Annotated in this window: 20 protein-coding genes and 2 pseudogenes; 6 read left to right on the forward strand and 16 right to left on the reverse strand. The window is 38.1% G+C overall.

The window, feature by feature from the left end; genetic code table 11:
- Positions 1-7 precede the first annotated feature (7 nt).
- The 3 genes and pseudogenes from IEX12_RS16675 to IEX12_RS16685 all read left to right on the forward strand — a co-directional run bounded on the left by IEX12_RS16675 (position 8) and on the right by IEX12_RS16685 (position 4,991).
- Positions 8-1,423 carry a glycoside hydrolase family 1 protein gene (locus IEX12_RS16675; protein WP_188725536.1) on the forward strand — a complete coding sequence of 472 codons (1,416 nt, stop codon included), beginning with the start codon at positions 8-10 and terminating at the stop codon, positions 1,421-1,423.
- Positions 1,424-2,096: 673 nt separating this feature from the next.
- A pseudogene (locus IEX12_RS16680) lies at positions 2,097-3,213 on the forward strand (IS4 family transposase).
- Between the two features lie 272 nt (positions 3,214-3,485).
- A complete protein-coding gene (locus IEX12_RS16685) occupies positions 3,486-4,991 on the forward strand; it encodes a transposase (RefSeq protein ID WP_188725537.1) in 1,506 nt (501 codons plus the stop codon).
- Between the two features lie 314 nt (positions 4,992-5,305).
- Here IEX12_RS16685 and namA read toward each other — a convergent pair.
- The 15 genes and pseudogenes from namA to IEX12_RS16760 form a co-directional block, all read right to left on the reverse strand.
- Positions 5,306-6,316, reverse strand: a pseudogene (gene namA, locus IEX12_RS16690) (NADPH dehydrogenase NamA); the annotation flags it as partial.
- An 86-nt stretch (positions 6,317-6,402) separates the two neighbouring features.
- On the reverse strand, positions 6,403-7,716 hold the full coding sequence (locus IEX12_RS16695; protein WP_188725538.1) for a TRAP transporter large permease: 1,314 nt from the start codon (positions 7,714-7,716) through the stop codon (positions 6,403-6,405).
- On the reverse strand, positions 7,709-8,227 hold the full coding sequence (locus tag IEX12_RS16700) for a TRAP transporter small permease subunit (RefSeq protein ID WP_188725539.1): 519 nt from the start codon (positions 8,225-8,227) through the stop codon (positions 7,709-7,711). Before IEX12_RS16700 ends, IEX12_RS16695 begins: the two co-directional genes overlap by 8 nt.
- Before the next feature lie 94 nt (positions 8,228-8,321).
- A complete protein-coding gene (locus IEX12_RS16705) occupies positions 8,322-9,440 on the reverse strand; it encodes a TRAP transporter substrate-binding protein (protein WP_188725540.1) in 1,119 nt (372 codons plus the stop codon).
- Positions 9,441-9,765: 325 nt separating this feature from the next.
- Positions 9,766-10,458, reverse strand: a complete 693-nt coding sequence (locus IEX12_RS16710; protein ID WP_188725541.1) for an EthD family reductase — start codon at positions 10,456-10,458, stop codon at positions 9,766-9,768.
- A gap of 28 nt (positions 10,459-10,486) precedes the next feature.
- Complete coding sequence (locus IEX12_RS16715; protein WP_188725542.1) at positions 10,487-11,230, reverse strand: SDR family NAD(P)-dependent oxidoreductase; 744 nt, start codon at positions 11,228-11,230, stop codon at positions 10,487-10,489.
- Between the two features lie 83 nt (positions 11,231-11,313).
- Complete coding sequence (locus tag IEX12_RS16720) at positions 11,314-11,772, reverse strand: MaoC/PaaZ C-terminal domain-containing protein (protein WP_188725543.1); 459 nt, start codon at positions 11,770-11,772, stop codon at positions 11,314-11,316.
- A gap of 23 nt (positions 11,773-11,795) precedes the next feature.
- Positions 11,796-12,578 (reverse strand): enoyl-CoA hydratase/isomerase family protein, encoded by a 783-nt coding sequence (locus IEX12_RS16725; protein WP_188725544.1) that lies wholly within the window; start codon positions 12,576-12,578, stop codon positions 11,796-11,798.
- An 84-nt stretch (positions 12,579-12,662) separates the two neighbouring features.
- Positions 12,663-14,012, reverse strand: coding sequence for an acetyl-CoA carboxylase biotin carboxylase subunit (locus IEX12_RS16730; RefSeq protein ID WP_188725545.1), 1,350 nt, complete (start codon positions 14,010-14,012; stop codon positions 12,663-12,665).
- A gap of 39 nt (positions 14,013-14,051) precedes the next feature.
- The gene (locus tag IEX12_RS16735) at positions 14,052-14,264 is read right to left on the reverse strand and encodes an acetyl-CoA carboxylase biotin carboxyl carrier protein subunit (protein WP_188725555.1); all 213 of its coding nucleotides are present in this window, start codon (positions 14,262-14,264) and stop codon (positions 14,052-14,054) included.
- 31 nt (positions 14,265-14,295) lie between these two features.
- Positions 14,296-16,020, reverse strand: coding sequence for a class I adenylate-forming enzyme family protein (locus IEX12_RS16740; RefSeq protein WP_188725546.1), 1,725 nt, complete (start codon positions 16,018-16,020; stop codon positions 14,296-14,298).
- A 39-nt stretch (positions 16,021-16,059) separates the two neighbouring features.
- A complete protein-coding gene (locus IEX12_RS16745) occupies positions 16,060-17,631 on the reverse strand; it encodes an acyl-CoA carboxylase subunit beta (RefSeq protein ID WP_188725547.1) in 1,572 nt (523 codons plus the stop codon).
- Between the two features lie 82 nt (positions 17,632-17,713).
- Complete coding sequence (locus tag IEX12_RS16750; protein ID WP_188725548.1) at positions 17,714-18,667, reverse strand: hydroxymethylglutaryl-CoA lyase; 954 nt, start codon at positions 18,665-18,667, stop codon at positions 17,714-17,716.
- Between the two features lie 157 nt (positions 18,668-18,824).
- Positions 18,825-19,607: a cupin domain-containing protein gene (locus IEX12_RS16755; protein ID WP_188725549.1), complete on the reverse strand. Its 783-nt coding sequence runs from the start codon at positions 19,605-19,607 to the stop codon at positions 18,825-18,827.
- 55 nt (positions 19,608-19,662) lie between these two features.
- Complete coding sequence (locus IEX12_RS16760) at positions 19,663-20,529, reverse strand: fumarylacetoacetate hydrolase family protein (RefSeq protein ID WP_188725550.1); 867 nt, start codon at positions 20,527-20,529, stop codon at positions 19,663-19,665.
- 447 nt (positions 20,530-20,976) lie between these two features.
- On the opposite strand from IEX12_RS16760, the gene IEX12_RS16765 reads away from it, so the two are divergent.
- Positions 20,977-21,876 carry a LysR family transcriptional regulator gene (locus IEX12_RS16765; protein ID WP_188725551.1) on the forward strand — a complete coding sequence of 300 codons (900 nt, stop codon included), beginning with the start codon at positions 20,977-20,979 and terminating at the stop codon, positions 21,874-21,876.
- Positions 21,877-22,355: 479 nt separating this feature from the next.
- Here the strand turns inward: IEX12_RS16765 and tnpA are convergent, their stop codons facing one another.
- Positions 22,356-22,787, reverse strand: coding sequence for an IS200/IS605 family transposase (gene tnpA / locus IEX12_RS16770; RefSeq protein WP_188725552.1), 432 nt, complete (start codon positions 22,785-22,787; stop codon positions 22,356-22,358).
- A gap of 2,095 nt (positions 22,788-24,882) precedes the next feature.
- On the opposite strand from tnpA, the gene IEX12_RS16775 reads away from it, so the two are divergent.
- Entirely contained in the window at positions 24,883-25,212 is a 330-nt protein-coding gene (locus tag IEX12_RS16775; RefSeq protein ID WP_286171223.1) for a hypothetical protein, read from the forward strand.
- Positions 25,213-25,310: 98 nt separating this feature from the next.
- Positions 25,311-25,442, forward strand: coding sequence for a hypothetical protein (locus IEX12_RS23515; protein ID WP_286171225.1), 132 nt, complete (start codon positions 25,311-25,313; stop codon positions 25,440-25,442).
- Positions 25,443-26,071: the final 629 nt, after the last annotated feature.

The raw sequence follows: 26,071 nt of genomic DNA on the forward strand, positions 1-26,071 counted from the left end.
AATTAAAATGGGAAAAAAACAAACAAGGAGTCAATTTCCAAAAGGATTTTACTGGGGTGGTGCTATTGCCGCAAATCAAGCAGAAGGTGCTTATTTAGAGGATGGTAAACAACCTTCTACTGCAGACATTAAATCAAGGGGTTTCTTCGGAGGTCTTAGGAGAGATGCTGATTATTACCCAACACATAAGGCTATTGATTTTTACCACCGCTATAAAGAAGATCTCAAACTATTCCAAGAAGCGAACTTTAACATTTTTAGAACATCGATCAACTGGACAAGGATTTATCCTACTGGAGAAGAGGATAACCCGAATGAAGCAGGATTAAAATATTACGAAGATTTATTTAAAGAAGCTCAAAAAAATGGTATTACAATGATGATTACAATCTCGCATTATGAAACACCACTTGCTCTTATTGATAAATATGGTGGTTGGGACAATAGAAAATTCCTTAATTTTTATCTCAAATTTGTTAAAACAATCGTTACTAGATACAAAGGTCTCGTAAAATTTTGGCTAACATTTAACGAAATCGGGAATGCCTCAGTTGTTCCAATTTGTTGGGACGCTGCCGGCATTGATCCAAATAGTGATAATCTACAACAAAGAATGTATCAGGCGGCACACCATCAATTCGTTGCAAGTTCTTTAGCTACAAAGATGATTCACGAGATCGATCCAAATGCCAAAGTCGGCGCAATGATAGCATACAAAACCGTTTATCCATATACATGTAAAGTCGAAGATGTAAAAGCGGCTGAAGCGAGCAAGAGAAAAGAATACTTTTTCTCAGATGTACAGGCTAGAGGATATTATCCTTCTTATATTTGGAGATATTTTGAAGAAAATAATATACATGTAAAAATGGAAACAGGCGATGAGGAAATCATTAGACAACACACTGTTGACTTTCTCACATTCAGTTACTATCGTTCTAGAGTTGTATCTGCAGACTATGAGGAACCAGCTGAAAAAACAAGTGACTCCCTTGAAGGCCTAGTTAATCCACATTTGCCAAAGACTGATTGGGGTTGGACAATTGACCCAGATGGATTAAGGCTTGCCTTGAATGAACTTTACGATCGTTACCAGTTACCACTCTTCGTTGTTGAGAACGGTTTGGGCGCAAAAGATAAAGTCGAGGAAGATGGTTTAATTAATGATGATTATCGTATTGATTACTTAGCTGGTCATATCAAGGCAATGAGAGAAGCTGTTGCTGATGGAGTAGACTTAAAAGGCTATACAATGTGGGGACCGATTGATATTGTAAGTAACGGCACCGGCCAAATGTCGAAACGTTACGGTATTATCTATGTTGATCTTGACGACAACGGTAACGGTACTGGAGACCGAGTGAAGAAAAAATCATTTGAGTGGTATAGACGTGTTATTGAAAGTAACGGAGATATTCTTTAAACGTACAATGGGTTGTTGGGTAAGACATATACTTTGGTGATCGGAAAAAAGTGTGGAAAGAGTGTTGAAAACAACAACCCCCCTTCCATTACTTTAAACAGTGTAAAAAAAATCAACACTAAATTCTATCTAAAAGAGAGAAGCTGGACAAAAACACAGAAAGAAGGACTTGAATTTTCCTTCTTTCCGTGTTCAAAATTCGACCCACAAAATTATTTACTATAAAACAAACTACCCAAAATTATTACAGAACCAATACCAATTTGTTGGGTGTAAGATGGCACATCCAAAAGACTTAATCCGTTTCTTAACGCAACACACGTATAATCAATGCACCAACCAAGGTACTAAAAATCTTTTCTAGCCCACCTGCCATTTTAATTCATTAAACCCTAGTTTTTGGGTGTGATTTTTTCAATATAAAAAATTCTATTTTGTTAAAGTACCCTCTCAATTTGTTTAGGTAATAATCCGTTATATCCCAAGTAATTAATACTTTTAAGTTATTAACTCAACTTTCGCACTTGAGAAACCAGTCTAACTTACTGTCCCAAAAGCACCTATATGAATTCAAAAATAGCACTTGAAACAATAGTTAGAACAGAAAAACACCTCCACATTTTTATAGTAAATTCGAGGAATAAACTACCAAATAGAAGAGGTGTCTCCTACTATGATAGAACAAAACACACAAAATGAGCAACTACCAAATGAAGTAAAATCTGTTTTTGCGGAATTAAATGTTATCAAGCATTTGTATAAAGCCGGGATTAACAAGACCAAAGGCTTCTCTACATCTTATCTTTTCATATTTGTATTCAGTCAGTCTCGTATTTCATGGCAAAAATCTGTTTCAATACTTAGACAGCAAGAAAGGTGAAGATTGTTCCAAAAAGGACTCCGTTCATCGCTTCTTAAACAACCCTAAATTTTCTTGGCGTCAGTTCTTACTTTCATTAAGTGCCAATGTAATCAATAAAGTTACTGTGCTCACATCAACTTCTCGTGTGAAAGCATTTATCATTGATGACTCGAAATACGATCGTAACCGTAGTAAAAAAGTGGAATTACTAGCACGATGTAAGGATCATGCTTCCAACCGAATCCGTTATTATAAAGGATTTCCCATGCTTACTCTAGGTTGGTCTGATGGTCATACATTCATTCCCGTTGACTTTGCATTATTAAGCTCTGTAAAAGCCCATATTAACGGGATTATCGCCAAAATTGACAAAAGAACATCTGGCTATAAACGGCGTCTGGATGCATTGGAGAAAGGACCTGAACAAGTTGTGAAAATGATTGATCGTGCTTTAAAGAAAGGAATTCATGCTCCTTATGTTTTAATGGATTCCTGGTTCACTCATCAAGATCTTGTGACAGAGCATACTGAGCGTGGCCTCGATGTAATTGGAATGGTTAAAGCGACCAAACAAAACTATATTGTTGGAAACAGAATGGGATCTCTAAAGGAGTTGTATTTCCATGCCACTCCTGTACAGGGACATAATGGGATTATTCGCTCCATCCATACTCATCTATCCAACGGTCTTTCCATTAAGGTTGTATTTGTAGAACACAGATCTAAACAGAAACAATGGTTAGCCATCTTAAGCACTGATTGTACGTTAACTGTTGCTTTACAACAATTAGTTGAATTAATTGAAGACGTCATGAAATAAACAAACCGTAAAATCACATCTTATATCAAAAGTCAATTAGGACAAAGGGTTGCGGGTCTGCCTAAATATATCAGGGATTACCTGCCTAATTTGTGCTGCGAAAGTTGAGTTATTAACCAAATTACTATCCTCCTTTTCTAATGAATAGACTCTTGGCATTCGCCGAGTCAGACGGTTCAAGGTTTTTCTTGATCCGTCATTTTTTATTTCCTCCTATTTTTTGCAGGAGGATTTTTTATTTCAAATAATGTGAACTGGAAATTTGCAAGTCACATTATTTTCAAAAATAGGTCAAAAACCCCTTGACTTTTGGAAAACGCCCCAATAATCGCGGTTGAAGGGAGATTTTTCCCTTACTAACCCTAATTGAGGTGTTGAAAGTGAAACCAGTTTTTATCTCACACGAAGCTTACCAGCAGTTTGTGATGGATCACCTGCAGCAACACTATTCTGGCGGTGTTCTGACACTCGTAAACGGCGATTGGCCCGTTATTACAAAACTTTGGATGACAGATCTATCAAAAATTACAACGATGCTTGCGCCTTTCTATGGCAAGAAAGGACCTGCACCGCGGGATCCTGCATCCATGATGCGGTCATACTTGCTTATGCTTCTAACAAATCCAACCATGAGTATCGATGACTGGGTCGATGAACTTCGCCGGGTTCCCCTTTACGCGATTCTGAGCGGATTTGAACCCGGTGACACCCCTGGCGTCGGTACCTACCATGACTTTTTCACTCGGCTGTGGGGCGGTGAAAAGAAGCATGTCACCCATAAAAAGAAAAGTAAAAAGGCGCGTAAACGAAAACCGAAAAAAGGCAAAAAAGGTGAAAAAGCACCTGTATCCAAGCCTGGCCGGGTCAAACGGCTAGTCGAGTGGATGATCCCAAAACTGGATCAAAAAAGGGAAATGCCATCGGATCGTTTATTTGCATTTTTTCAATCGGAAATTCTTACTGTTTCAGCCAAATTGGGGCTGCTTGGGGATGTGGAAAATTTGAACGTTGCCGGTGACGGTACACCCATCGTCACCGCATCCCACACCCGAAGCAAATCCACCTGTAAATGTCGCGCCCAAGGTATAGCGAATTGCAAGCATGGTCGTATTTATTCCCAGCCCGACTGTGATAGTGGGTGGGACAGTCATCGAGAGAAGTATTTCAACGGATACCATCTCTATATGATCAATGCTTGCGATAGCCCGTATGACTTACCTTTGTTTCCGCGTTTGAATCCGGCTTCCAACCATGATTCCGTCAGCTTGGTTGTCAGTTGGGCTGAATTTTCACAACGGTTCAACTTGGGCGCGGTAGAAAGGGTACTTCTGGATGCCGCGCATGACGCTTATTCCATTTATGAACTCATGGAACATAATCAAGTGGAGCCAATTATTGATCTGAACAAGCGTGCCAAAAATGATGTCAAAACAGATGGTGATATAAGGATATCCCCACAGGGTGTCCCTATTTGCCCGATCGGAAAGAACATGAAACCAAACGGCTACGACAATACACAACATCGGCAAAAATGGAGATGTCCATTGGCATGCGGGACAAAAAATACCTGCAAGACACCCTGTTCGACTGCCAAATACGGTCGAACCTACCACACCTACACGAAAGAGAATAAGCGTTTGTTTCCCAAACTATCCAGGGAAACGGATCGATGGAAAATAATTTATAAACGCCGTACATCCATTGAACGATCCAACAAGCGTGAAAAAGTGGATTATCATCTGGAAGCAGGCCATCATCGTTCAACCATGATGTGGTACGTTCGTATCTACGGCATTATGATGTGCCAACACATCGATGCTTGGTACAGTCATCAAAAGCAAGAATTGGTTTTTCTTAAGGGACATATTTTTTCAAGCGCTGCCTAGTTAACTGATTTTTTAAAAAACTATATCATTAGGCTTATTTGGCATGCCCTTTTTTGAAAAACGTATGAAAATGATTGAGTATAGCCTCAACTCCACTTAATTCCCAGTAATTTTTTGGAAAATATATCATTTCCGCTCTAGAATTTCGAGAGTCTATTTTATTTCTATTTCTGTTTATGCAGAGCTTCTTCATTTATTTTCTAATCGAATTCCTTCATACATCCATTTAACACCAATTAGCTGCGAGAAACTGGTTCTTTTCCTGGGTACCACTTTTCTGAAACTTGATTATTATCCTTTGGCATTACCTCACTCCACGCTTTTTCATAATGTTTCGGTCCTTCGATAGATTCTCCTAATTCTATGGCAGCTCTTAAGGGCCAATAAGGATCACGTAATAGTTCTCTTGCTATAAAGATTAAACCTCCTCTTTTATTTTTTAATATTTCCTCAGCTTGATTAGCGTGGGTGATTAATCCAACTGCTCCAGTATCTATATTGGCATGTGCTTTTATTTTTTCTGCAAAAGGAACCTGGTAACCAGGGAACACATCTATCTTTGCAGGTACCACTGCACCCGAGCTACAATCTACTAGATCTACTCCCTGTGCCTTCATTTGCAGTGAATAAAAGATAAAATCATCAATTGTATTGCCCTCTGGGTGATATTCACATGCTGAAATGCGTACAAATAAAGGCCCATCCCAAACGCTCTTTATCCCATTTATTACTTCTCCTAGAAAACGATAGCGATTTTCTCGAGATCCGCCATATTCATCTTTTCTTTTATTGGTCAACGGGGATAAGAATTCATTAATTAAGTATCCATGTGCACCATGTATTTCGATCACATCAAATCCTGCTTTCTTGGATCTACGAGCTGCATCCTTAAATTCTTCAATTGTATTTTTAATATCTTGTTTTCCCAATTCTTGAGGCATTTTCACACCTTCCCTATAAGGAATAGGTGAAGGTGCAACAATTTCGCCACCCACTATAGCCTTTCTCCCAGCATGGGCAAGTTGAATTCCTATTTTAGAACCACACGCATGAACTGAATTGACAATTGATTTTAACCCAACCACATGTTCATCATCCCATATGCCTAAATCGACATCGGAAATTCTACCCTGTGGGTTAACCGCTGTTGATTCTAAGAAGATTAATCCAACTTGACCAACAGCTCGACTTGCATAATGAATTTTATGAAAATCAGTTACCATTCCGTCCCTGTTACTCGAAGCATACATACACATCGGGGACATTACGATCCTGTTTTTCAATGTCATATTTTTTAAGTGATAGGGTGTAAATAACATACTCATTTAATTACCACATCCTCTAAAAATTCGATTCTATTAAAAAGTATTAATTGATTTCCCACAATTTTTACTGGTTTTTATTATTAAAGTCAAAATACACTTGGCAGCCATAATATTAGCTGCGGGAAAATGGCAGCAAGTATAAGTACTAGAATGATAATAATGATAAATGGTATAACCCCACGATAAATAGTTACCGTTGGAATTTCATCACCTACCACCCCTTTGGTATAAAAAAGGGCGTGACCAAATGGTGGGGTCAAAAAAGATGTTTGTAAAAGTAGCGCAATACATGTTACAACCCAGATCATATCAAAATCGTACGTCCTTATTATTGGCATAAAGATAGGGAAAACGATCATTACGATACCCACCCAATCAATAAACATACCCAAAATGAATACGAGTATCATCATGAAGGTAAAAATACCCCATTGACCAAGTCCAAAAGCTTCAACAAAGTTTTGAATAACCTTATCCCCATTTAAACCTAAAAACATCGAAGCGAATGCTGTAGCCCCAATCATAATAATTAAAACCATCGCAGTCGTTTTTGCTGTATCATAAACTGCATTACTCAACATTTTAAAACTGAATTTACCATACCCAATTGTCATTAAAAAGGCCACAAAAGCTCCAACACCAGATGCCTCCGTCGGGGTAGCTATCCCCATATAGATTGTACCAAGTACGGCCATAATTAGGATAAGTGGCGGAACCAAATTTACCAAACTACCTGTAATTCTTTTTCTTACAGGCATCTCAGCAGCTTCCTCGGCTGTTAATGCTGGGCCTTTTTCAGGATTTTTCCAACAAATAAATAGAACATAGACACAATATAAAAATGCCAAAAGTAGTCCTGGTATGAGGGATGATTTGAATAAGTCACCCACAGACACCTGTGCTTGGGCACCCATAACAATTAACATGATACTTGGCGGAATTAATATACCGAGTGTACCACCAGACGCAATAACCCCCGTTGATAAGCTTTTGTCATATCCATATTTCATCAATACTGGCATACCTAGTACACCCATTGTGACAACTGAGGCTCCAACTACACCTGTCGTAGCTGCTAGAATCGTAGAAACAATAACGATGGAAAAAGCAATTCCACCACGCATTCTTCCAAAAAGATAACGTAATGACTCAAATAACCCCTCCGCAATTTTGGAACCACCTAATAGATTTGCCATAAAGACAAATAAAGGTATCGCCACCAATGTGTAATTATCCATAATTCCGAGTATGCCATTAACAAATATATTAATCGTTTCAAATCCCCAGCCAATAACACCAAAAATTAAAGCAAGTCCACCTAACACAAAGGCTACTGGATGTCCTGTGGCAAGTCCTACGATTAAACCAACAAATAGTAATATTGCTAGAATTTCAGCCATTATATGTTTCCCCCTTCATTAGTACAAGCACCCTTTTTAATACTTCTGAAATTCCTTGTAGGGAAAGTAACCCAAACGCTACTGGTATAACGGTTTTTGTCAAATATACAGGGGCTCCAAATAATGAGGAAGAAGTTTCCATAACAGCCCAAGACTCTTGAGCATTCCCAATGCTTACAAAAAATACACCTAAAATAAACGGGAAAAACAATATAAAATAAGTAATTATATCCATGATGGCTTGTACCTTCAATGAGAGCCGGTTGTATAATACATCAACAGAAACAAGACTCTTTTGAAGAAGAGCATAGCCACCCACAATCATAAAGTGAAAACTGAAAGTCATTGTAATCATTTCATATGTCCATATTGTAGGAGAGTTGAAGACCCTTCGACTAATTACTTCAAAAACAATTAACAATGTTAATGCAACAATAGACCAGGCTCCTATTTTACCTACCCAAGAGTTAATGGAATCGATTACTTTAATTATTTTGCTGATATTTTCCATAAATACCCCACCCTGTCAGTGATCGTATGATTATATCGTTAAACTAGGCGAGTATTCTAACTCACCTAGTTTAATTTTGTATTTCAGCTGATTATTAATCTAATAAAGTTTCTGCGTTTGAGCCAAATCCCCAATCACCTTGTATTTCTCGATAACGTTCATACGTTTCCATAAATTTCTTTTGACTTTCTAATACTTTAGCAAAATTTAAATTTTCTTTTGCTACATCATTTTGTATTTGTTTCGTTACTTCTATTATCTTCTGTACATCCTTCTCAGAAAATTCGGTTACGGTAATATCTCCGCTTTCAACCATTTCATTTGTAACCGTTGCATCTTTATACATTTCATCAAATGTTGTCTCTAGCATTGTTGTCTTCGCTGCAACTTTAACAACTTTCTGTAAATCTTTAGGCAATGATTCCCATGCTTCTTTGTTAATCATCACACCAGTAACCGAAGCTGTTTGATGCCATGAAGGTGTCGCCACATATTTTGCCACTTCATCAAGATTCATCGCCTTATCCCCGGCAGGTCCACTAAATTCAAATGCATCGATAACACCACGCTGCATTCCTTGGTAAAGTTCACCCGATGGTATATTTACTGGGTTACCCCCAAACTCCTGCATTAACCGTGACTGCACAGTACCTACAAATCGAATGTTCAGACCTTCCAAATCTTCGATACTATCTATTGGCTCATTCGATCTAATTCCAGATTCCGTACCGATAAGGTTGTATGGAAAGTAGACAAGTCCAAATTGACCATAAATTTCATTGTACATTTTTTGCCCTTCAGCTGACTGAATCCACATGCCATAATCAAATGCACTAAAACCAGCAGCACTCGTTCCTAACAAACTAAATGCAGGGTTTTTACCAGCCCATGTTCCAGGCCAATCCCCACCAATTTCAATGGTTCCATCACTAACGGTATCCATTAGTTGACCAGCCTTTGTCAATTCACCAGCCTGATGAAGGGTAATGTTTAAACGCCCACCACTTAACTCATTAACAAGCTCAACAAATCTTTCGTCACGATCAAATTGAATGGATCCAGATGTGTAAGTACTTGACATTTTCCAGTTAAAAGTTTCAGAGCCTTCCTCATTTCCGCTTTCTTTTGAGCTTGTTTGTTCACTTAAACATCCCGACAATAATAACAAGACTACTAAGGTTATGGTCGTTATAAAAAATGATCTCCTTTTCATATACATTCTTCCTCCTTTTATGAATCTAATCTTAAAGACTTGTAGAAGTAAATTTGTTCCTTGAAAATGGATTAGTTGCTTACCCTTCCATTACTAGCTGGTGAAGGGCATAGTTTCATAATGAACGTTTAGTTGCAATACAAGCTATAGTTAATCAGTGAAAAGTAAAATACTGATTTTGATCTACTTAATTCTTTTTCCACATCCCCTCCCACAGTGTTTGAAGCATCATGGATTAATGTCTAGTTGAAGAATAATGTATATGCCTTCATGTTAAAACCCAAAATAGATTAGCATTTGTTTAGAACGGTTTCCGGGTCTCTTTTCAATTGTCATCAACAATCTCATGCGTTTCCACAATAAAGGTAGTAATTTCTTCAATAAATGTTTTCGCATGTTCCATTGCTTTCTTCCCTGCTTCAGAGGCGAAGGAAGCCTTCAAACTGACTGTATCTTTAAACCAAAGTTCAACAATGCCATCAATTGGCACATCTTCATATACAGCCGGCTCTCTATTCATGCTGCGGTCCATTACAAGGTTTTGTGTATAACCTTTCACACTTGGCATAGCTTTTAAAAGTTCTGAATGCACCTCTCTCCACTCGCGTTTAAACACCTCTATATCTACATCCGGTCGGCGTTTAAGCAGTGACATCCGCTTTAGAAGTGGTCCGTCATCAGAAACTGGGATCACCTCATTTTGTTCCGCTACAATCAATTGCATATTTCCAATGAACTGCTCTTCGTCTTTTGCAAGCATGTTTATAACATCTGGAGTCGAGCTTTGTTTCATAGAAGCGTTGTCATCAAACCAAAGTTGAGAAAAACCATCAATAGCTTGAGTCCCCCGAGGATAGCTAATCCCTAGCTGATCAGAATTTATAACATGATTTTGAAGGTATCTACGTAGCTTTGGAATCCTGGAAGCAATTGGACCGTGAACTTCAAGCCAATACTTGCGAAAGTCCTCCATGGTCATGTGGTCCGGTCTTTGCAAAATACCCATTCTTACGATCATTTACTTTCCTCTCCTAACTTTTTGTTTACTATTGCGCCGTATATCCTCCATCAATAACTAACTCACTTCCTGTTACAAATTTAGATTCATCTGACGCTAAATACAGAGCACCATAAGCAATATCTTCAGGCTGACCTAACTTTGGCCATGGAAATTTACTTTCAAGGGGATGGCCATCACTTGTAGCTATTGTGTTTGACATCGGTGTTTCGATGACACCCGGGTGAATCGAGTTCACTCTTATAAAATCCTTGCTCAATTGAACGGCAGCAGATTTAGTCATTAATCTGATTGCTCCTTTGGAAGCATGATAGGATATGGAACCTTCACTGCCAACAAGACCATAAATGGAAGAAATGTTGACAATGGATCCTCCACCGGATTTTTCCATTAGTGGTGCTGCATATTTCATACCGAGAAAGGTTCCTTGTGTATTTACCGTTTGAATTTGATTAAATTCTTCAAGGGAGGTTGACTGTAATCCCTTTCTTGATAAGATACCTGCATTATTTATGAGTATATCTAGTATTCCGAATCTATCTTCTGTAATAGCTATCACATTCTCCCATTCTTCTTCCAAGGAGATATTATGTTTTACAGAAATTACTTCTCCCCCTTGATTTTTTATTTCTGTTTCTGTTTCATAAAGAGCATCTTCATTTATATCTGATATGACAACTTTCGCTCCATGTTTGGAAAATAATAATGCTTCTGCTTTCCCTTGACCACTAGCAGCCCCTGTTATAATGACTACCTTATTTTCTAATCGCATCCTTTCATACCTCCACTTAAAGTAAGCCCTTTCATCTCATAAGAAGAAAATAATTTACTCATTTTTTATTCAGCACACCACCTTCAATTCTCCTGAAGTGAAAATGCCTTCTTCTTCATCAATAAAACAATTTCCCCTTCTGAAACAATTTCTTCCCGCTGATTGTAAACATAGACACTACGGGTTAAGACACCTCGATCTTTTTTGGAAGTCTCTTTCATTTCTTTTACAACAAATTTTGCATGGATTGTGTCCCCGGGAATAACCCCATTTTTGAATCGCCAATTGATCTCTAGTAAGCCAAGCGTAGAATCGTTCACATCACCCATCATCGCTTGCAATCCAGTAACAACGGAAACGGATAACAATCCATGGGCGACTCTTGTCTTAAATGGAGTTGATTTAGCAAACTCCTCATCAATATGCAAGGCATTAAAATCACCGGACAGACCTGTGAATTGTACGACATCTGTTTCTGTAATCGTGCGACGAGGAGATAGCATTTCTTCTCCAACTGAAAAATCATCAAAGTACATCGTCATTAAATTCATCCTTTCATTATTTATTAACGCCCCGTCCAAACCGGTTCTCTCTTTTCTTTAAACGCTATCATGCCCTCGTTGTAATCCTCTGTTCTGCTTAACACAACTACCTGGTCTCTTAAGTATGTTAAAGAACTTTCATAATCCATATTTTGAATCATATACAAGGATTCCCTACCTTGATTGAGAGCAACAGGGTTTTTGGCACTTAATTTTTCTGCGATTTCATATATTTTTTCTTCAAATTCTTCTGCGGAAAATACGTCATTAACCAATCCCATTTCCTTTGCCTTCTCTGCATTTATACGATCTCCGGTATACATCAGCTCAAACGTCTTTTTGGAACCGATGCTGTTTACTAAAGAAGAGCTGATCATCATTCCCCATAAACCTACATTAATTTCTGGTGCTCCAAATTGAGCCGACTCTTTTGCATATGCTAAATCGCAAGAAACTGCGAGTCCAAGTCCACCGGCTAACGCATAACCATTGATGGCACCAATTACAGGTTTTTTCATTTTACGTAAAGCTAATAAACAATCTCTATATTTCGTAACGTGACCTTTAAATTCTATAACACTGTTATTATCACTCATTCCTCCAAGGTCAGCCCCGGAACAGAAAGACTTTTCACCTGCTCCTTTTAAAACGACAACAATTATCTCTGGATCGTTGGACAATTCTTCACATGCTTGGATAAACTTTTCCATCATTTCGCCTGAAAGTGCATTATGAACTTTAGGTCGATTTAGCAGTAAGGTAGCCACGCCATTACGTTTTTCGATGATAATTCCTTCACCTGTCATTTTAACATCACCCTTTCATGTTAAATATATGTGTATCTTGTTTCATCTTGGAAATAAGCTTCCAAAGATGAAACAAGCCTATTTTTATACCTTTGAATGGGATAAATAATCATTAATGAAATTCGTTGTCGTATTTCCTCGTTTAAATTCAAAATGTGTCAGAATCTCTAGCAGGACTGGTATATTTGTTTTAATACCTTCCACTTCATAATCTTCTAAAGCCAAAACTAAATTCCCAATCGTTTCCTCGCGATCCTTCCCTTTTACAATCAGTTTTCCAATCATTGGATCATAAAATGGTGTTACAGTTGACTCTTCCTCCACAGCTAATTCATGGCGAATATGTTCTCCAGTTGGAATATTGAACTTAGTGATTTTTCCAGGAGAAGGGAAAAATGTCTTCGGATCCTCCGCATAAATTCTTACTTCAATCGCATGACCATTTAATTCAATATCTGTTTGATCTAACGTAAGGGCATCTCCAGTAGCAATTTTAATTTGTTGCTCTACTAGATCTAAACCGGTTATTTCTTCTGTAATTGGATGTTCCACTTGTAACCTAGTATTCATTTCTAAAAAATAATAATTTTTATTTTCATCCATGATAAACTCAACGGTTCCTGCGTTTCTGTAACCAATGGCCTTAGCAGCTTGGACTGCCGTCTCACCCATTTCTTTTCTGTTTTGCTCATCTAAAAACGGTGACGGCGCCTCTTCCACGACCTTTTGATGACGTCTTTGAATAGAGCACTCTCTTTCCCCAAGAAAAATCGTATTGCCCTCATGATCTGCTAGAATTTGAATTTCTATATGTCGTGGATTTTGAACTAACTTTTCGATAAACATGGCACCATCTCTGAAGAAATCTGTTGCCCGTTTTTGATTTCCACTAAATGCTTTCCTCAATTCATCTAGATCATGAATAATTTGCATTCCAATGCCACCACCACCTGCGGATGCTTTAAGCATAAGTGGGTACCCAATTTGGCCTGCTACTATCTCGGCTTCCTCTAAGTGTAATAAAGGTGTACTATTACCAGGAACAATCGGAACCCCTGCCGCTTCCATTGTTTTTCTCGCTTCAATTTTGCTTCCCATTTTTTCCATCACTTCAGGAGTTGGCCCGATAAAAGTTATTCCATTACGCTTCGATTCCTTTGCAAAATTGGCGTTCTCGGATAGCAATCCATAGCCAGGATGAATCGCATCCGCTTTAGCTTCCTTCGCTAGTTCGATAATTTTATCTACATTTAAATAGCTTTCATTCACACGTGGTCCACCAACTAAGTAAGCTTCATCCGCCATTTTGACGTGAGGAGCATTTTCATCAGCTTCTGAGTAAATGGCAACTGCTTTAATTCCCATCGAATGACAGGAACGAATCACTCGCACTGCAATCTCGCCCCGATTAGCAATCAGTATTTTTTTGAACAAAATAATCTACCTTTCTAAATTAAAGATTGTCGTAATAGCTTATTTTAACTTCAAAATGACATCTCCATCGTTTACAAAGTCACCTTCATTAACAATAATTTCTTCCACTTCTCCATAAACTTCTGCTGAGATAGGTATTTCCATTTTCATAGATTCTAAAATAGCAACCTCCTGCCCAGCAGTTACCTTATCTCCATTACTTACTACAATTTTCCACACGTTTCCCGTCATGTTGGAAGTTACATCCATGATGATCACCTCATAAAGTAATTTTTTATAAATATTAAAAGTGGGATTCCACTTTCCCTTGTTCATCAATAAACCAATCTTTTAACTGTCGTTTTAACACTTTTCCAACAGGTGTCATTGGAAGTTCATGTTTTTCAACAACTTTTATATACTTTGGAACTTTATATCTAGCAAGACGTTTAGAAGCATATTCAAATATTTTCTTTTCACTTAATGACGCTTCTTGCTCAAGTACGATCCAGGCTAACCCTACTTCACCCATTACGGGATCGGGTACACCTGTCACATATGCTTGATTAATCAGTTCATGACTTGTTAATACATCCTCAATCTCCTTAGGTGCTACATTTTCTGCACCCATTCGGTATATTTCTTTAATTCTTCCAGTTAAAGAAATATATCCATTTTCATCTATTACTGCTAAGTCACCTGTTTTTAACCAGCCGTCATGGTCAATCGTTTCAGCGGTTTCTTTTTCTTTGTTGTAATATCCACCGGTGACTAAAGGCCCTCTGCAAACCAATTCTCCTTCTTTTCCAAGTGGGAGATCTTCTCCAGTGTCTATATCCCTGACTTTGAATGTAATATTTTTTCCGTCTAATTCATCGGGCCCCACATGTCCTCCTGGAATGACGCACCCGACATATTTTGAAAGATAAGAAATAGGATCATTTGGGTCAGTTTGCAATACTCCAGCTGCACACTCTGTCATCCCATAACCTGTATTTAATTCTTTGATTTTCAATTCGTGCTTTATATCTTTCCACATCTGATTGGAAACCTCAGCCCCTGCACAATACATGGATTGTAATTTAGACAAATCACGTGGTTGTTGCTGCTGAACATCCACCAATTTTAATCCAATTGTTGGGACACAGAGGATATCTGTTGCCTGGTGCTGTTCCATTAAGTCCAATGCCTCTGATTCATTGAAATTGATTTGAAGAATTAAAATTCCACCGACCATACTTCCAGCAATAATCCCTTCAATGTAACCAAAGCAATGATAAAATGGAATCGGAATGAAAATACTTCTTCCTTCTTGATAGCCACGGTTGATACAACTGCCAAATGCACTACGCCAAATCATATCATGTGTAACAAGGACACCTTTTGGCATTGAGGTCGTTCCAGATGTGTACATAATGTCCGTCACATCTGAAGCTTGAGCCTTTGGTATACGATTCATGACAGACTCTGCTCGTCCTCTTTCTATCGAGAATACCAGATCATAAAAATCTGTGGTTCCCGGATAATTTTTCCCCTGTGGAGAGAAAACAATAATCCCTTTTAAATTGGGAAATTGCTCTGACTGATTCCGTTTGAAGACTTCCGGGCATAATTCCTTCAGCATGGAAACATAATTAATGTCATTCCACTCATCTACCGTAACGATAAATGAAGAATCGGACTGCTTGATTAAATAGGCAAATTCTTCTTTTTTTAACCGGTAATTGAGCGGAACGGTAATTCCACCAGCGGCAGCTACACCAAATTTTGTGAAAATAAATTCAGGATAATTCGGGAAAATTAATGCCACATGATCATGCTGTTTTATTCCAAGATCCATTAAGCCTGTCGAAAATTTCTTGCTTAAATCTTCCGTATCTGCATAAGACCATTTTTTTTGATCGGAAATGATGAATGCTTTATTTTGATATTGCTTGGCCATCCGAAAGAAAAGTTCGTGAACAGGTTCCGGCGTCCATTCTTTATTTTTTAGTTCAAATGTTTTTCTTCGCTCGTTTAGAGTGACCACTTTTAATGTAAACCTCCTTCCTCCATCTGATAGCACTTCTTATCCCCTTCTCACTACTGTTTTCTTATTGGCAATTCCCTCTAAAATATCCCGATTTTCACTGTAAAGCTCGAAGCGATTTATTAGATCATTTCGTAGTCGATCACCTGGTACCACATCATCAATAAATAATTGTGATGCTGGACTCCACACATTAATATCTTTGTTATATTTTTCTCGCTGTTCGACAATATATTTTTGTCTTTCCTGTGGATCTTCGATGGATTGAATTTTATTAAAATACATCGCGTTAACGGCTGCCTCAGGACCCATTACTGCTGGTTGTGCTTGTGGTAGTGCTATACATGCATCAGGTTGCATCGAAGCACCGGACATTACCACATACCCAGCACCGTAAGCTTTTCTCACAATGACTGAAATTCGCGGTACAGTTGCATTTGCTACGGTAGATAGCATCCTTGCACCTCTACGAATAATTGCTTCTTTTTCCACTTTGCTTCCAACCATAAATCCAGGTAAGTCAACCAGGAATAGGATTGGAACATTATATGCATCGCATAAGGATATAAAATGTGCCGCCTTTTCCGCTGACTCAGGGAAAAGTACGCCTCCCTTAACTTTGGATTGGTTTGCTACAATTCCGATTGCCCTTCCACCAAGTCTAGAAAAACCTGTAATCATTTCTTTGGCATAGAGCTTTTTAAACTCAAAGAAAGAATCCGCATCTACCAGCCGGTTAATGACTGCATGCATATCGAGTGGCACACGCTGGTTTGCTGGTACAAGCTCTACAATATCTTTCCCTGGCAATGGTTCCACAGATTCAGCTAGAGGAACGGTCTCTTTCCAGTTTTGCGGCATGAAATCCAGGAAACGTTTTGCAGCATCTAAAGCTTCTTCTTCTGTTTCTGCCAGCATGTCACCTAATCCGCTAATTTCGTTATGCAAACGGGCCCCGCCCATTTCTTCCATGGTAACTTTCTCTCCTGTTGCCATTTCTGCCATCCGTGGGGAACCAAGATATACACTTGCATTTTTATCCACCATGACAACAAAGTCACATAGAGCAGGAAGGTATGCACTGCCAGCTGGTGACGCACCAAAAACAAGTGAAATTTGTGGAATATTCCCTGAAATCCGTGCAGTATTATAAAAGATTTTCCCAGCATGGCGACGATCGATAAATGTATCGAATTGTTCATTTAAACGTGCTCCGGCAGAATCGATCATGTAGATTAAAGGTATTTTCCGCTTCTCCGCCAATTCTTGCATTCGTATAATTTTTTCTATCGTTTTAACTCCCCAAGTTCCAGCTTTTACGGTTAAATCATTAGCAATGATTGCCACTTTACGCCCATTGATTTTCGCAACTAGGGTTACAACCGCATCAGCAGGCAAAAATTGCTCATCATTTTCACGCGCAAACACACCATCTTCAATCTCAATACTTCCCTCGTCAATCAAATATTCAATTCTATCACGTACGAACATCTTATTCTGTACTTTTAATTTGCTGTAGTAAGGGCGATTTGACTTTGTTTTTATTTCTTCTAGTTTTTCGTATACTTGTTGATCCAGTTCATTCTTTTTATACAATACATCCTGTTTCATGACCCATCACTTCCTTATTGTTTTATTTTTCTCGTTAATCGCTTACAATAATTACTTATGAATAAGGACTATCTCAAGCAATTTAACTCATTGTTAATCGGTAGGAATTCAAACTTCCCCCTTTAGATACCTTACTTGGAAGTAAACGACCAAGAATTCGCTCAATTTCCTCCGTTACTTCCAATAGTTTTTCGAGATCAATGCCAGTCGGAATTCCGAGTTCATTGCACATATGAACTAAATCTTCTGTTGCTATATTTCCGGCAGCCCTACCAGCTCCACTAAATGGACAGCCACCAAGTCCGCCAACGGAAGAATCATAATGTGTGACTCCCATTTTCAATCCAATATACGCGTTAGCCATTCCCATTCCTCGAGTATCATGTAAATGTAAGATGATGTCTTTATCCGGCCACCTGTCCTGTACCTTCCCAACAAGTTTCTCTGTGGAAACCGGGTTTGCCCATCCAACTGTATCACCGAGCAAAATACGGTCAGGGTTTTCACCAAAGCTTTTTGCTTTTTCCATCGATCGATCAATCAATCGAATCACATGATCCGGATCGGTATCCCCCTCATATGTACAGCCAAAAGCTGTCATTACCGCAATCGTATGGACAGGAATATTAAATGCATGCAGTGTATCCATACGATCATCCATTTTTGCAAATGTCCCTTCGATCAATAAATTTGTATTCCTTTTGGAAAAGGTTTCGCTTGCAGTTATACTTAGCACACCTTCCAAATCAAATTTCCCAGTCGCTTGAGCCCTTTCAATCCCTTTCGCATTAAGATATACACACTGGTATTCTGTTCCTGGATACCTTGTAAATCCCTTCGCCACCTCTTCTGCATCCGCCATTTCAGGCACCCATTTCGGACTAACAAAAGATGTAACTTCAATGACAGGGAAATTGCATTCTGAAAGCATATCCACGATTCGAATTTTATCCTCCGTAGATACAGGTATCTTTTCAATCTGCATCCCCTCCCTAGGTCCTACTTCACGTATCATTACCTTCTTAGGAAATGTCATATTACCCCCCCTTAAAATGTAATCACTTGTTCTCAATTCCTAAATACATAATATTCAGTATTGCGTCGGTATTGCCAAGGAGTGTATGCTGCCATATTTAGCTGAAATACCATCCTTTTTTCTTTTTACCCTCTTTATATTTGATTTGTAATTTAATTTAATCTAAATTAACTACAATGTTTCTTGGGTTACGTGCAGTTAAAAACTCAATTGGTTCCGTTTTGCTAGGGTTACGCTCGATATGTGGCAAATAAGCTGGAACCCGCAGGAAATCTCCTGGATAGAAGTCAACATAGGATTTGTATCCTTTGTCATATAAAAGTTCCGTAGTACCACAAATAATAAATCCAGCTGTTTCGGCTTCCCCGTGATGATGCTCTCCTGAATCCTTGGCAGGTTCACCGGTTACACGGCCAATCCAAAGATTTGGTGCTTGAACTGCGGTTCTTCTTGGCATATTCATCGTTTGATCGGTTGAATTATCTAAATCGGAGGCTTTCACAACTGAAATTTCTTCTTGAACGTTGGTAGCTTCCGGATTCACAACCGTTTCACTTGGGTCCACGTATATTACTTGGTAAGATGGTGCCATTGTTGTAATAATGTGAAGCGTTTCTGAACCACTCTTATTTTGATACATATATGGCTGATAAGGTGGGATGTAAATAAAATCGCCTTCATTAAGCTGTACAGAATTTTTATATCCTTCACCATAAAAGAACATAGCTTCCCCGCTTAAAATATAGTGAACTGTATCAGATTGCTCGTGATGCTGTGCATTCGACTTGGCATTTGGTTCAGCTGTCAACGCTCCCATCCAGATCTTCTCTCCAGATACCCCCTCTTTCCACTTAAGCTTTTTTTGTTTTTTATCCACAATTTTTAACTCATTCTTTTTTACCTTACCAGGTTTACTGTTATCCACCTTTCTTTCAAACATACATTCCCCTCCATCAATAGTTATGGTAAATTCTAATATGATCCATCCGTCATTCTCAGGGCATGTCGGAAATGATATGATTTTTAATACTTCCAATTCCATCAATTTCTACTTCTACAACGTCTCCACTTTTTAACAATATAGGTGGATTACGTTTTGCACCAATTCCTGGTGGTGTTCCTGTTAGAATGATATCCCCAGGCATAAGTGTCATGGCCTGTGAAATTTCAGAAATAATTTGCTTAATAGAAAACATCATCAGATTTGTGTTACTGGACTGAACCATATTCCCGTTCACTTTACAAATTATATCTAAGTTTTGAACATCTGCTATTTCATCTTTCGTAACTAACCAAGGACCTGTTGGACAAGACTTATCTATACTTTTCCCCATAAACCATTGGCCGCCATGAGCCTGCTGTACATCCCTGGCAGATAGATCATTTGCACACATAAATCCAAAAATATAATCGAAGGCTTCTTCTTCTGTAATCTTTTTACCTTTCCACCCTATAACAACAGCTAGCTCTGCTTCATAATCGAATTTATTTGTATAGTTATTCGGTAGCGGAATCCTTTCATAAGGTCCGGCTATTGTACCTGTGGCTTTTGTAAAGATAGTTGGTTTTGACGGTAAATCAATATCTTGCTGCTCTCTCTCATTAAAATGTTCTAAATAATTCCATCCTACACACAAAATGTTGCGTTCTAATTTTGGGATTGGAGACACTAGCCGCTCTCTTTTTATCTCCCTGCGATCAACATCAGAATGAAGGATTTTATTAATCCTCTCAAGCCCTAAGTTCCCAGCTTTTATAACTGATAGTACATCGCTAAATTCATCACCAATATCAATTACGGTGTTATCTTGAATTACTCCAGCACGTATTTGATTTCCATTATAATAGGAGATAAGCTTCATTACATTGTCCTCCTGTTTACACTCACAAGTATAATGATATTTTCCTTTACACCTTTGCTTTTCTGGCAAGTGGGGATATAAATGAAACCGCCTTCACTTAATTGGATACCATTTTAATATCCTTTGCATCCGCCATTTCCAAATCATTCTTTTTTGTGATACCAAGTTTAAGGTTATCTGCCTTATTTTCTAACAATCTCTTTTCCCTAGAGAAAATTATTATTATACGAAGTCACATAAATCGCTAACATTTCCCTCCAGTCAATACGTGACCGGTGATAGCAACGAGCATTGGTGCCTGGTAGTTTTAACATTACCACCACCGTTATTTCTGTTAATATCTAAATATTAACTATTGTCTTAATTGTACCAGGCACTACTAATAATGTATAATATCTATTAATTATAAATTGATAACTATAAGTTATCTATAGGAGGCGATTTTAAGTGGAAACTCTTAAATTAAAGTATTTTCAGACAGTTGCTCATATGGGTCATATGACAAAAGCAGCCAACGATCTAAATATATCTCAACCCGCATTAAGTAAAGCAATTAACCAATTAGAAGAAAATTTGGGGATTAAATTATTTAATCGAAAAGGAAGAGAAATAGAATTAAATCAATTTGGAAAAGTTTTGCTCGAACATATTGATCGTGCTTTTTTAGAGATAGAGCAAGGAGAAAAGATCATTAAGGAATTAGCTGGATTAGAAAAGGGAAATGTTACCGTAGCAGCTACTTTCCCGCATTTTTTTCCATCTTTAATGAGTGATTATCTGAAGGAATATCCAAATGTAAAAATAAAACAAGTTCAAGCTTCTTCTATAAATATGAAACAATTGATACAAAACAATAAAATTGATTTTGGTATTTCTACTGCTCCAATCATCGAACAAGATATTGAATGGATCCCATTATTAGATGAAGAAATCTTTTTAACGGTACCGAAGAACCATCATTTATCTAATCGAAAAAACGTTTCATTAAAAGAATTAGAAAATGAAAGGTTTATCGGTTTAGTATCAGGATACGGATTTCGAGATATTACAGAGAGCTTTTGCAGGCGGGCCGGCATGAAGGCAAATTACTTAATCGAGGTGGAAGATTCGGGCGCAATTTTCAAACTAGTTAGAGCGAAATATGGAATTTCTTTTGCACCCGAAACGTCATTTCTATCTGATCCTCCAGGGGTTACTCCTATTCCAATTAGTTTTCCCAACTGTAAACGAACGATTGGGATAGCTTATAAACAAAACCATTATTTTTCCGAAGCAGCTAACAGTTTCCGGCAATATATAATTGACTTTTTTACAAATTACTCTAAAAACAGAAAACTAATTATATGAACAAATTTCCATATGGAAGTGTAGGTGATAACTTAAAAGTGGACCACAATAGTCATTGAGAAGTCCCTCACTAGTTTATAATAACCTATGAAGGAAAATATTATTTTCAACGTGGGGGGACTGGGGAGATGATAGATTTGAAAAAGAAACAAAAGGTCTTATTAATGCATTTAAGGGAGGGAAGGTACATAGGGAAATAGCCAAAAGGACTGGCGTTGACCGTAAAACGGTAAGGTAATACATTAAGGAATACCAATCGCAGAGATGTGAACTGGCACAATTAAAACAAGATCTGACACTTATTTAGATGTAACACCACAATATGAATCACACGAACTAGAAAAAATATCCATCTACTTAAACGACCACCTGCTAAAGCAGGTGGATTTTGACATAAATGTCGGCGACTAAAGTCGCTCTTCAGGCTGAAGACCTGCTCAAAGTCCATAAGCTGAAGCATACTCAAAATTAGACTAAACTCATTCTTCAATCTTGAATATTTCATCCTTACTTTCATTGAATTGATTAGCTATATAGTTCCTTATTATTTCCTCAGTCACTGTTCCAACTGTGGCACAAAAGTATCCTCTCGCCCATAAGTGCTGTCCCCAATACCTTTTCTTTAGTTCTGGGAATTCATCCTGTAATAACCTCGATGAACGCCCTTTTAGATATTGCAAAATTTTACTTGGGGCTATACTTGGTGGGCATGACAGCAATAAATGAATATGATCCTTACCCACGCTGCCCTGTAAGATTGTTACATTTCTTGCTTCACATCCCTGCCTGATCAAATCCCTTGCTCTCCTTGCAATTGGGCCTTGTAACATCTTATACCTGTATTTTGTTACCCATATAACGTGATACTTTATATCATAAACTGCATGGCTACTTTTTCTATATCCGTCCATACCTTCACCTCACCCTTAGTATGAACATATAAAGATAAGGCTAAAAGCGGATACCGTCTAAAGACGGTGGTCGGGTAGAAAACAGGCGCGCGCATTCAAACATTGAACCACGTTTCCTGTAGCCCCCCTACGATCCCGGACGGTCGGATTTCCCGAGTCCGGTTCTGACCCTGGATTACTGTCGCTACATAAGTTTTCCTCACATAACACAGGTTTAAATGTCGACACACATATTCACCCATTATTTTGTCAGTTTACTTATGCGCTAGCCATCGGAAAAGATTTTAACTTTTTATAGACTCGGTGTTCTATTGCTTCTCGATGGCGCCCCAGACGCCCAGAGGTTCTTTGCTCTATTCCGGTGTTACCGTTATAGAAGTTTATTTTCCATAAATTTAGAAAGGCATTACCCTTCCCTCTTCGCTACTACAACCTCATGCGTCAATCCTAAATCCTCCATACCACTTTCGCTGGTAGCTTATATGGTTGATCTTTGCTGGTTGTTGCCGTCCCAGCTGGAAGTAGGACCTTCCCGTCGTTATCTCTGAAAATCTTTCTCTAGATGCCAAAACCCCTACCCCTGCAGCTTCTATGGTGCACTTGACCGTTTCTTCCCATAGAACATCGGCCTTCCCCACTAACTCACTAGGTCGGCGCTTCACATTCTCCCTTATAAACAGTTTTAAAAGGTACGTGTTTTCGGGGCTACAGTATTCGTTAAAGCCTTTTGGCCCCCAGATTTGCTCGCCACTCTAACTATTCCGACTCTTACTCTCTCTGTGTAGAGTTAAGCCGCAGTGACTTTTACTTCCAAGCAGAACGTGGTTTGTTACCTCCCCACGCATTGGATATGCTGGTCATCCGAACCGATCAATTGATGACAGGAGACTTTCACTCCATTAGATTCTCAGCCTTGACGGCTGCTCCGAGTTAGACCACGCATTTGTAAGTTAAACAGTCAAAGTAATACTAAAAACACACAATTATTGGATAAAGAATGGAAGAATCGGGATGAATAGGTACAAACAATTTTTTAAAGAAAAAACCCTCGTCACAAACATTGTTGTGACAAAGTTTTAAATGATTTACAAATAGAACCTTCCATCTCAAACTTAAACATTTTCCCTTTTCATTTGATATCATTTTTATGCAAAAAGTTGATTTTATGGTGTTTTGAAGGATACGATTTTCAATGATATCATTTCTCGTAGTAATACCAATGGATCAAAGTATTATACACATCCTTACAACATTATCATTCAGCCACAATGGTAAGTGACACTTTCCACAATGGATTTCCATAGTACATTACTTCCTTCCATTATAGAGCAATCTCTTTTTTACCAGATGCATTAACAAAGCCTTTTATATGTCCACCTTCGGTCTAAATGAACTATCTCCTTTATTACGACGATGCTGATGTAATACGTGAATTTGTTGTAGTTTTATTTCCATTTCTTCTTGTAAACACTTCAATCTGTTTCTTAGATTGTTATCACGCTCGCTATATAGGACTACTGAACAAATAATATTCCTTATATATCAAGGGTCTAGTATTTGAATTTTGATTCATGAAAGCATCAATTTTATTGTAAAATATTACAAAGAATCAATCTTCAACATAATATTTTTCGCTTTCACCCTGGATTCCCGGAAAAAACACTATTTTATAACGAGGAATGGGATAGCAATGGGATTTAGACATACAGATCCTCGTTACATATAATTTTTGTGTAACGAGGTAAAAATGTTGCTGTGTCAGCAATTGTAGACTGTCTCGTTATACATTTCGGGAATCCAGGTTTCACATTAAAATATTGATTACGGCCAACAAAATGTACCACTAGTGATATGTTATTTACCACCGAATGACAAGAAATGTACCATCAAATGAAAATAAATGCAGCACTTACGCGATACCTTCTATATAATTAATGAGCATGCCTTTGGTGTAACATGATTATAGGAGGTATTTTTTAATGATTCACTATCGAAAGGTACTGGAATTGCACGATGAAGGCATTAGCCTTAGAGGCATTTCAGTAAGTACAGGCAACTCTCGCCAGAAGGTAACAGAAGTTATTTAGAAGAAGAAATGTCAGATCAATGGTTGGAGGAATTCCTTTATCCAGAGACAACGTTGGAGGCATCAGGACGAAAGCCATTAGATTTCGAATATATTCATAAAGAGTTAGCGAAGCCCAATGTGACCCTATCGCTGCTTCATCATGAATATGAAATTGAATGCCGTGCGAATCATAAAATTCCATATTCCTATTGTAGCTTTGTTCGTCACTACAGTAAATATGCGGATAAATATAAGGCTACATTACGCATTCGAAGAAAACCTGGTGAGATCATGGAAGTTGATTGGGCGGGTTCTACAGCCTTCATTATTGATCGAGATACCGGAGAGAGAGATTAAAGGCCTACATTTTTGTCGCGACGCTGCCATGCAGTTAATTGTCGTAAAGGATGATCTTCACCGGTTTAACGACTGGTATAAATGGAAAGGAACCGTATATGAGTCAGGAATTAACGATCAAACAAAGATCGCAAGATTATTGGAGGAGATTACGAAAACTGAAAAAAGAAATAGAAGTATTAGAAGAACAAAATAGAGAACTGGATGAGCATATTGATGGGTTCTTTTAATAAATCAATATACCCACAGCCACCCCTCCCCGCCAGCCGGCGGCGAAATTTTGGTGAAGGAGGTGGGCTAGCCCACCTCCTTCACCAAAATTCTGGCTATACTCTAAAAAAGTAAACCGGCTATATTATAAAATTTTAAATTGGCCTTTACACACGAAAACACCCAGAGATAAAATCCATCAGAATAGTGCAATAATGTATCACTATGACCAAAACGTGGGACATCCTTTTTTTAAGTTGGATCGCCCATTTGTCACTTTAAAAGTTATTTTGCACCCGTTTTAAGTGTTATTTTGCACTTTAAGAGGTACCGCACATTTCAGAAATTTTGTACGTTAAAAGAATGAATCTTAACCTAAAAAAGTCGAATTCCTGTACGCTAAGGAACCGACTTTTTAGGTTGGATTGTTAAATTAAAGAACCAATTACCGGACCCCGAATTTTGGACAATAACACTCTTAAACTAGCTTTTCCTTAAAATTACGTTATTTTCACAGTTTATCTTCTTTTGTCCACCTGAGATTATAGCCAATGATTCCATTCCAGGATTGGCTGGTTTCAAGGCGTGGACAAAAGGAAGAAAAATGGAAGGGGGATTAAACCCGTATTTCCTTTATGTCTGCCTTCTT

The sequence above is a fragment of the Lentibacillus populi genome (genome assembly GCA_014642895.1).
In the GTDB taxonomy this organism is placed as follows: Bacteria; Bacillota; Bacilli; order Bacillales; family Amphibacillaceae; genus Lentibacillus_C; species Lentibacillus_C populi.

Bases quoted from the DNA above. Each gene is read 5' to 3' on its own strand.
- IEX12_RS16755 (WP_188725549.1), bottom strand. From the start codon at position 19,607: ATGTTTGAAAGAAAGGTGGATAACAGTAAACCTGGTAAGGTAAAAAAG.
- IEX12_RS16710 (WP_188725541.1), bottom strand. From the start codon at position 10,458: ATGATCGTAAGAATGGGTATTTTGCAAAGACCGGACCACATGACCATG.
- IEX12_RS16725 (WP_188725544.1), bottom strand. From the start codon at position 12,578: ATGACAGGTGAAGGAATTATCATCGAAAAACGTAATGGCGTGGCTACC.
- IEX12_RS16700 (WP_188725539.1), bottom strand. From the start codon at position 8,227: ATGGAAAATATCAGCAAAATAATTAAAGTAATCGATTCCATTAACTCT.
- IEX12_RS16775 (WP_286171223.1), top strand. From the start codon at position 24,883: ATGTCAGATCAATGGTTGGAGGAATTCCTTTATCCAGAGACAACGTTG.
- IEX12_RS16715 (WP_188725542.1), bottom strand. From the start codon at position 11,230: ATGCGATTAGAAAATAAGGTAGTCATTATAACAGGGGCTGCTAGTGGT.
- IEX12_RS16705 (WP_188725540.1), bottom strand. From the start codon at position 9,440: ATGAAAAGGAGATCATTTTTTATAACGACCATAACCTTAGTAGTCTTG.
- IEX12_RS16675 (WP_188725536.1), top strand. From the start codon at position 8: ATGGGAAAAAAACAAACAAGGAGTCAATTTCCAAAAGGATTTTACTGG.
- IEX12_RS16760 (WP_188725550.1), bottom strand. From the start codon at position 20,529: ATGAAGCTTATCTCCTATTATAATGGAAATCAAATACGTGCTGGAGTA.
- IEX12_RS23515 (WP_286171225.1), top strand. From the start codon at position 25,311: ATGAGTCAGGAATTAACGATCAAACAAAGATCGCAAGATTATTGGAGG.
- IEX12_RS16695 (WP_188725538.1), bottom strand. From the start codon at position 7,716: ATGGCTGAAATTCTAGCAATATTACTATTTGTTGGTTTAATCGTAGGA.
- IEX12_RS16720 (WP_188725543.1), bottom strand. From the start codon at position 11,772: ATGACGATGTACTTTGATGATTTTTCAGTTGGAGAAGAAATGCTATCT.
- tnpA (WP_188725552.1), bottom strand. From the start codon at position 22,787: ATGGACGGATATAGAAAAAGTAGCCATGCAGTTTATGATATAAAGTAT.
- IEX12_RS16750 (WP_188725548.1), bottom strand. From the start codon at position 18,667: ATGACATTTCCTAAGAAGGTAATGATACGTGAAGTAGGACCTAGGGAG.
- IEX12_RS16745 (WP_188725547.1), bottom strand. From the start codon at position 17,631: ATGAAACAGGATGTATTGTATAAAAAGAATGAACTGGATCAACAAGTA.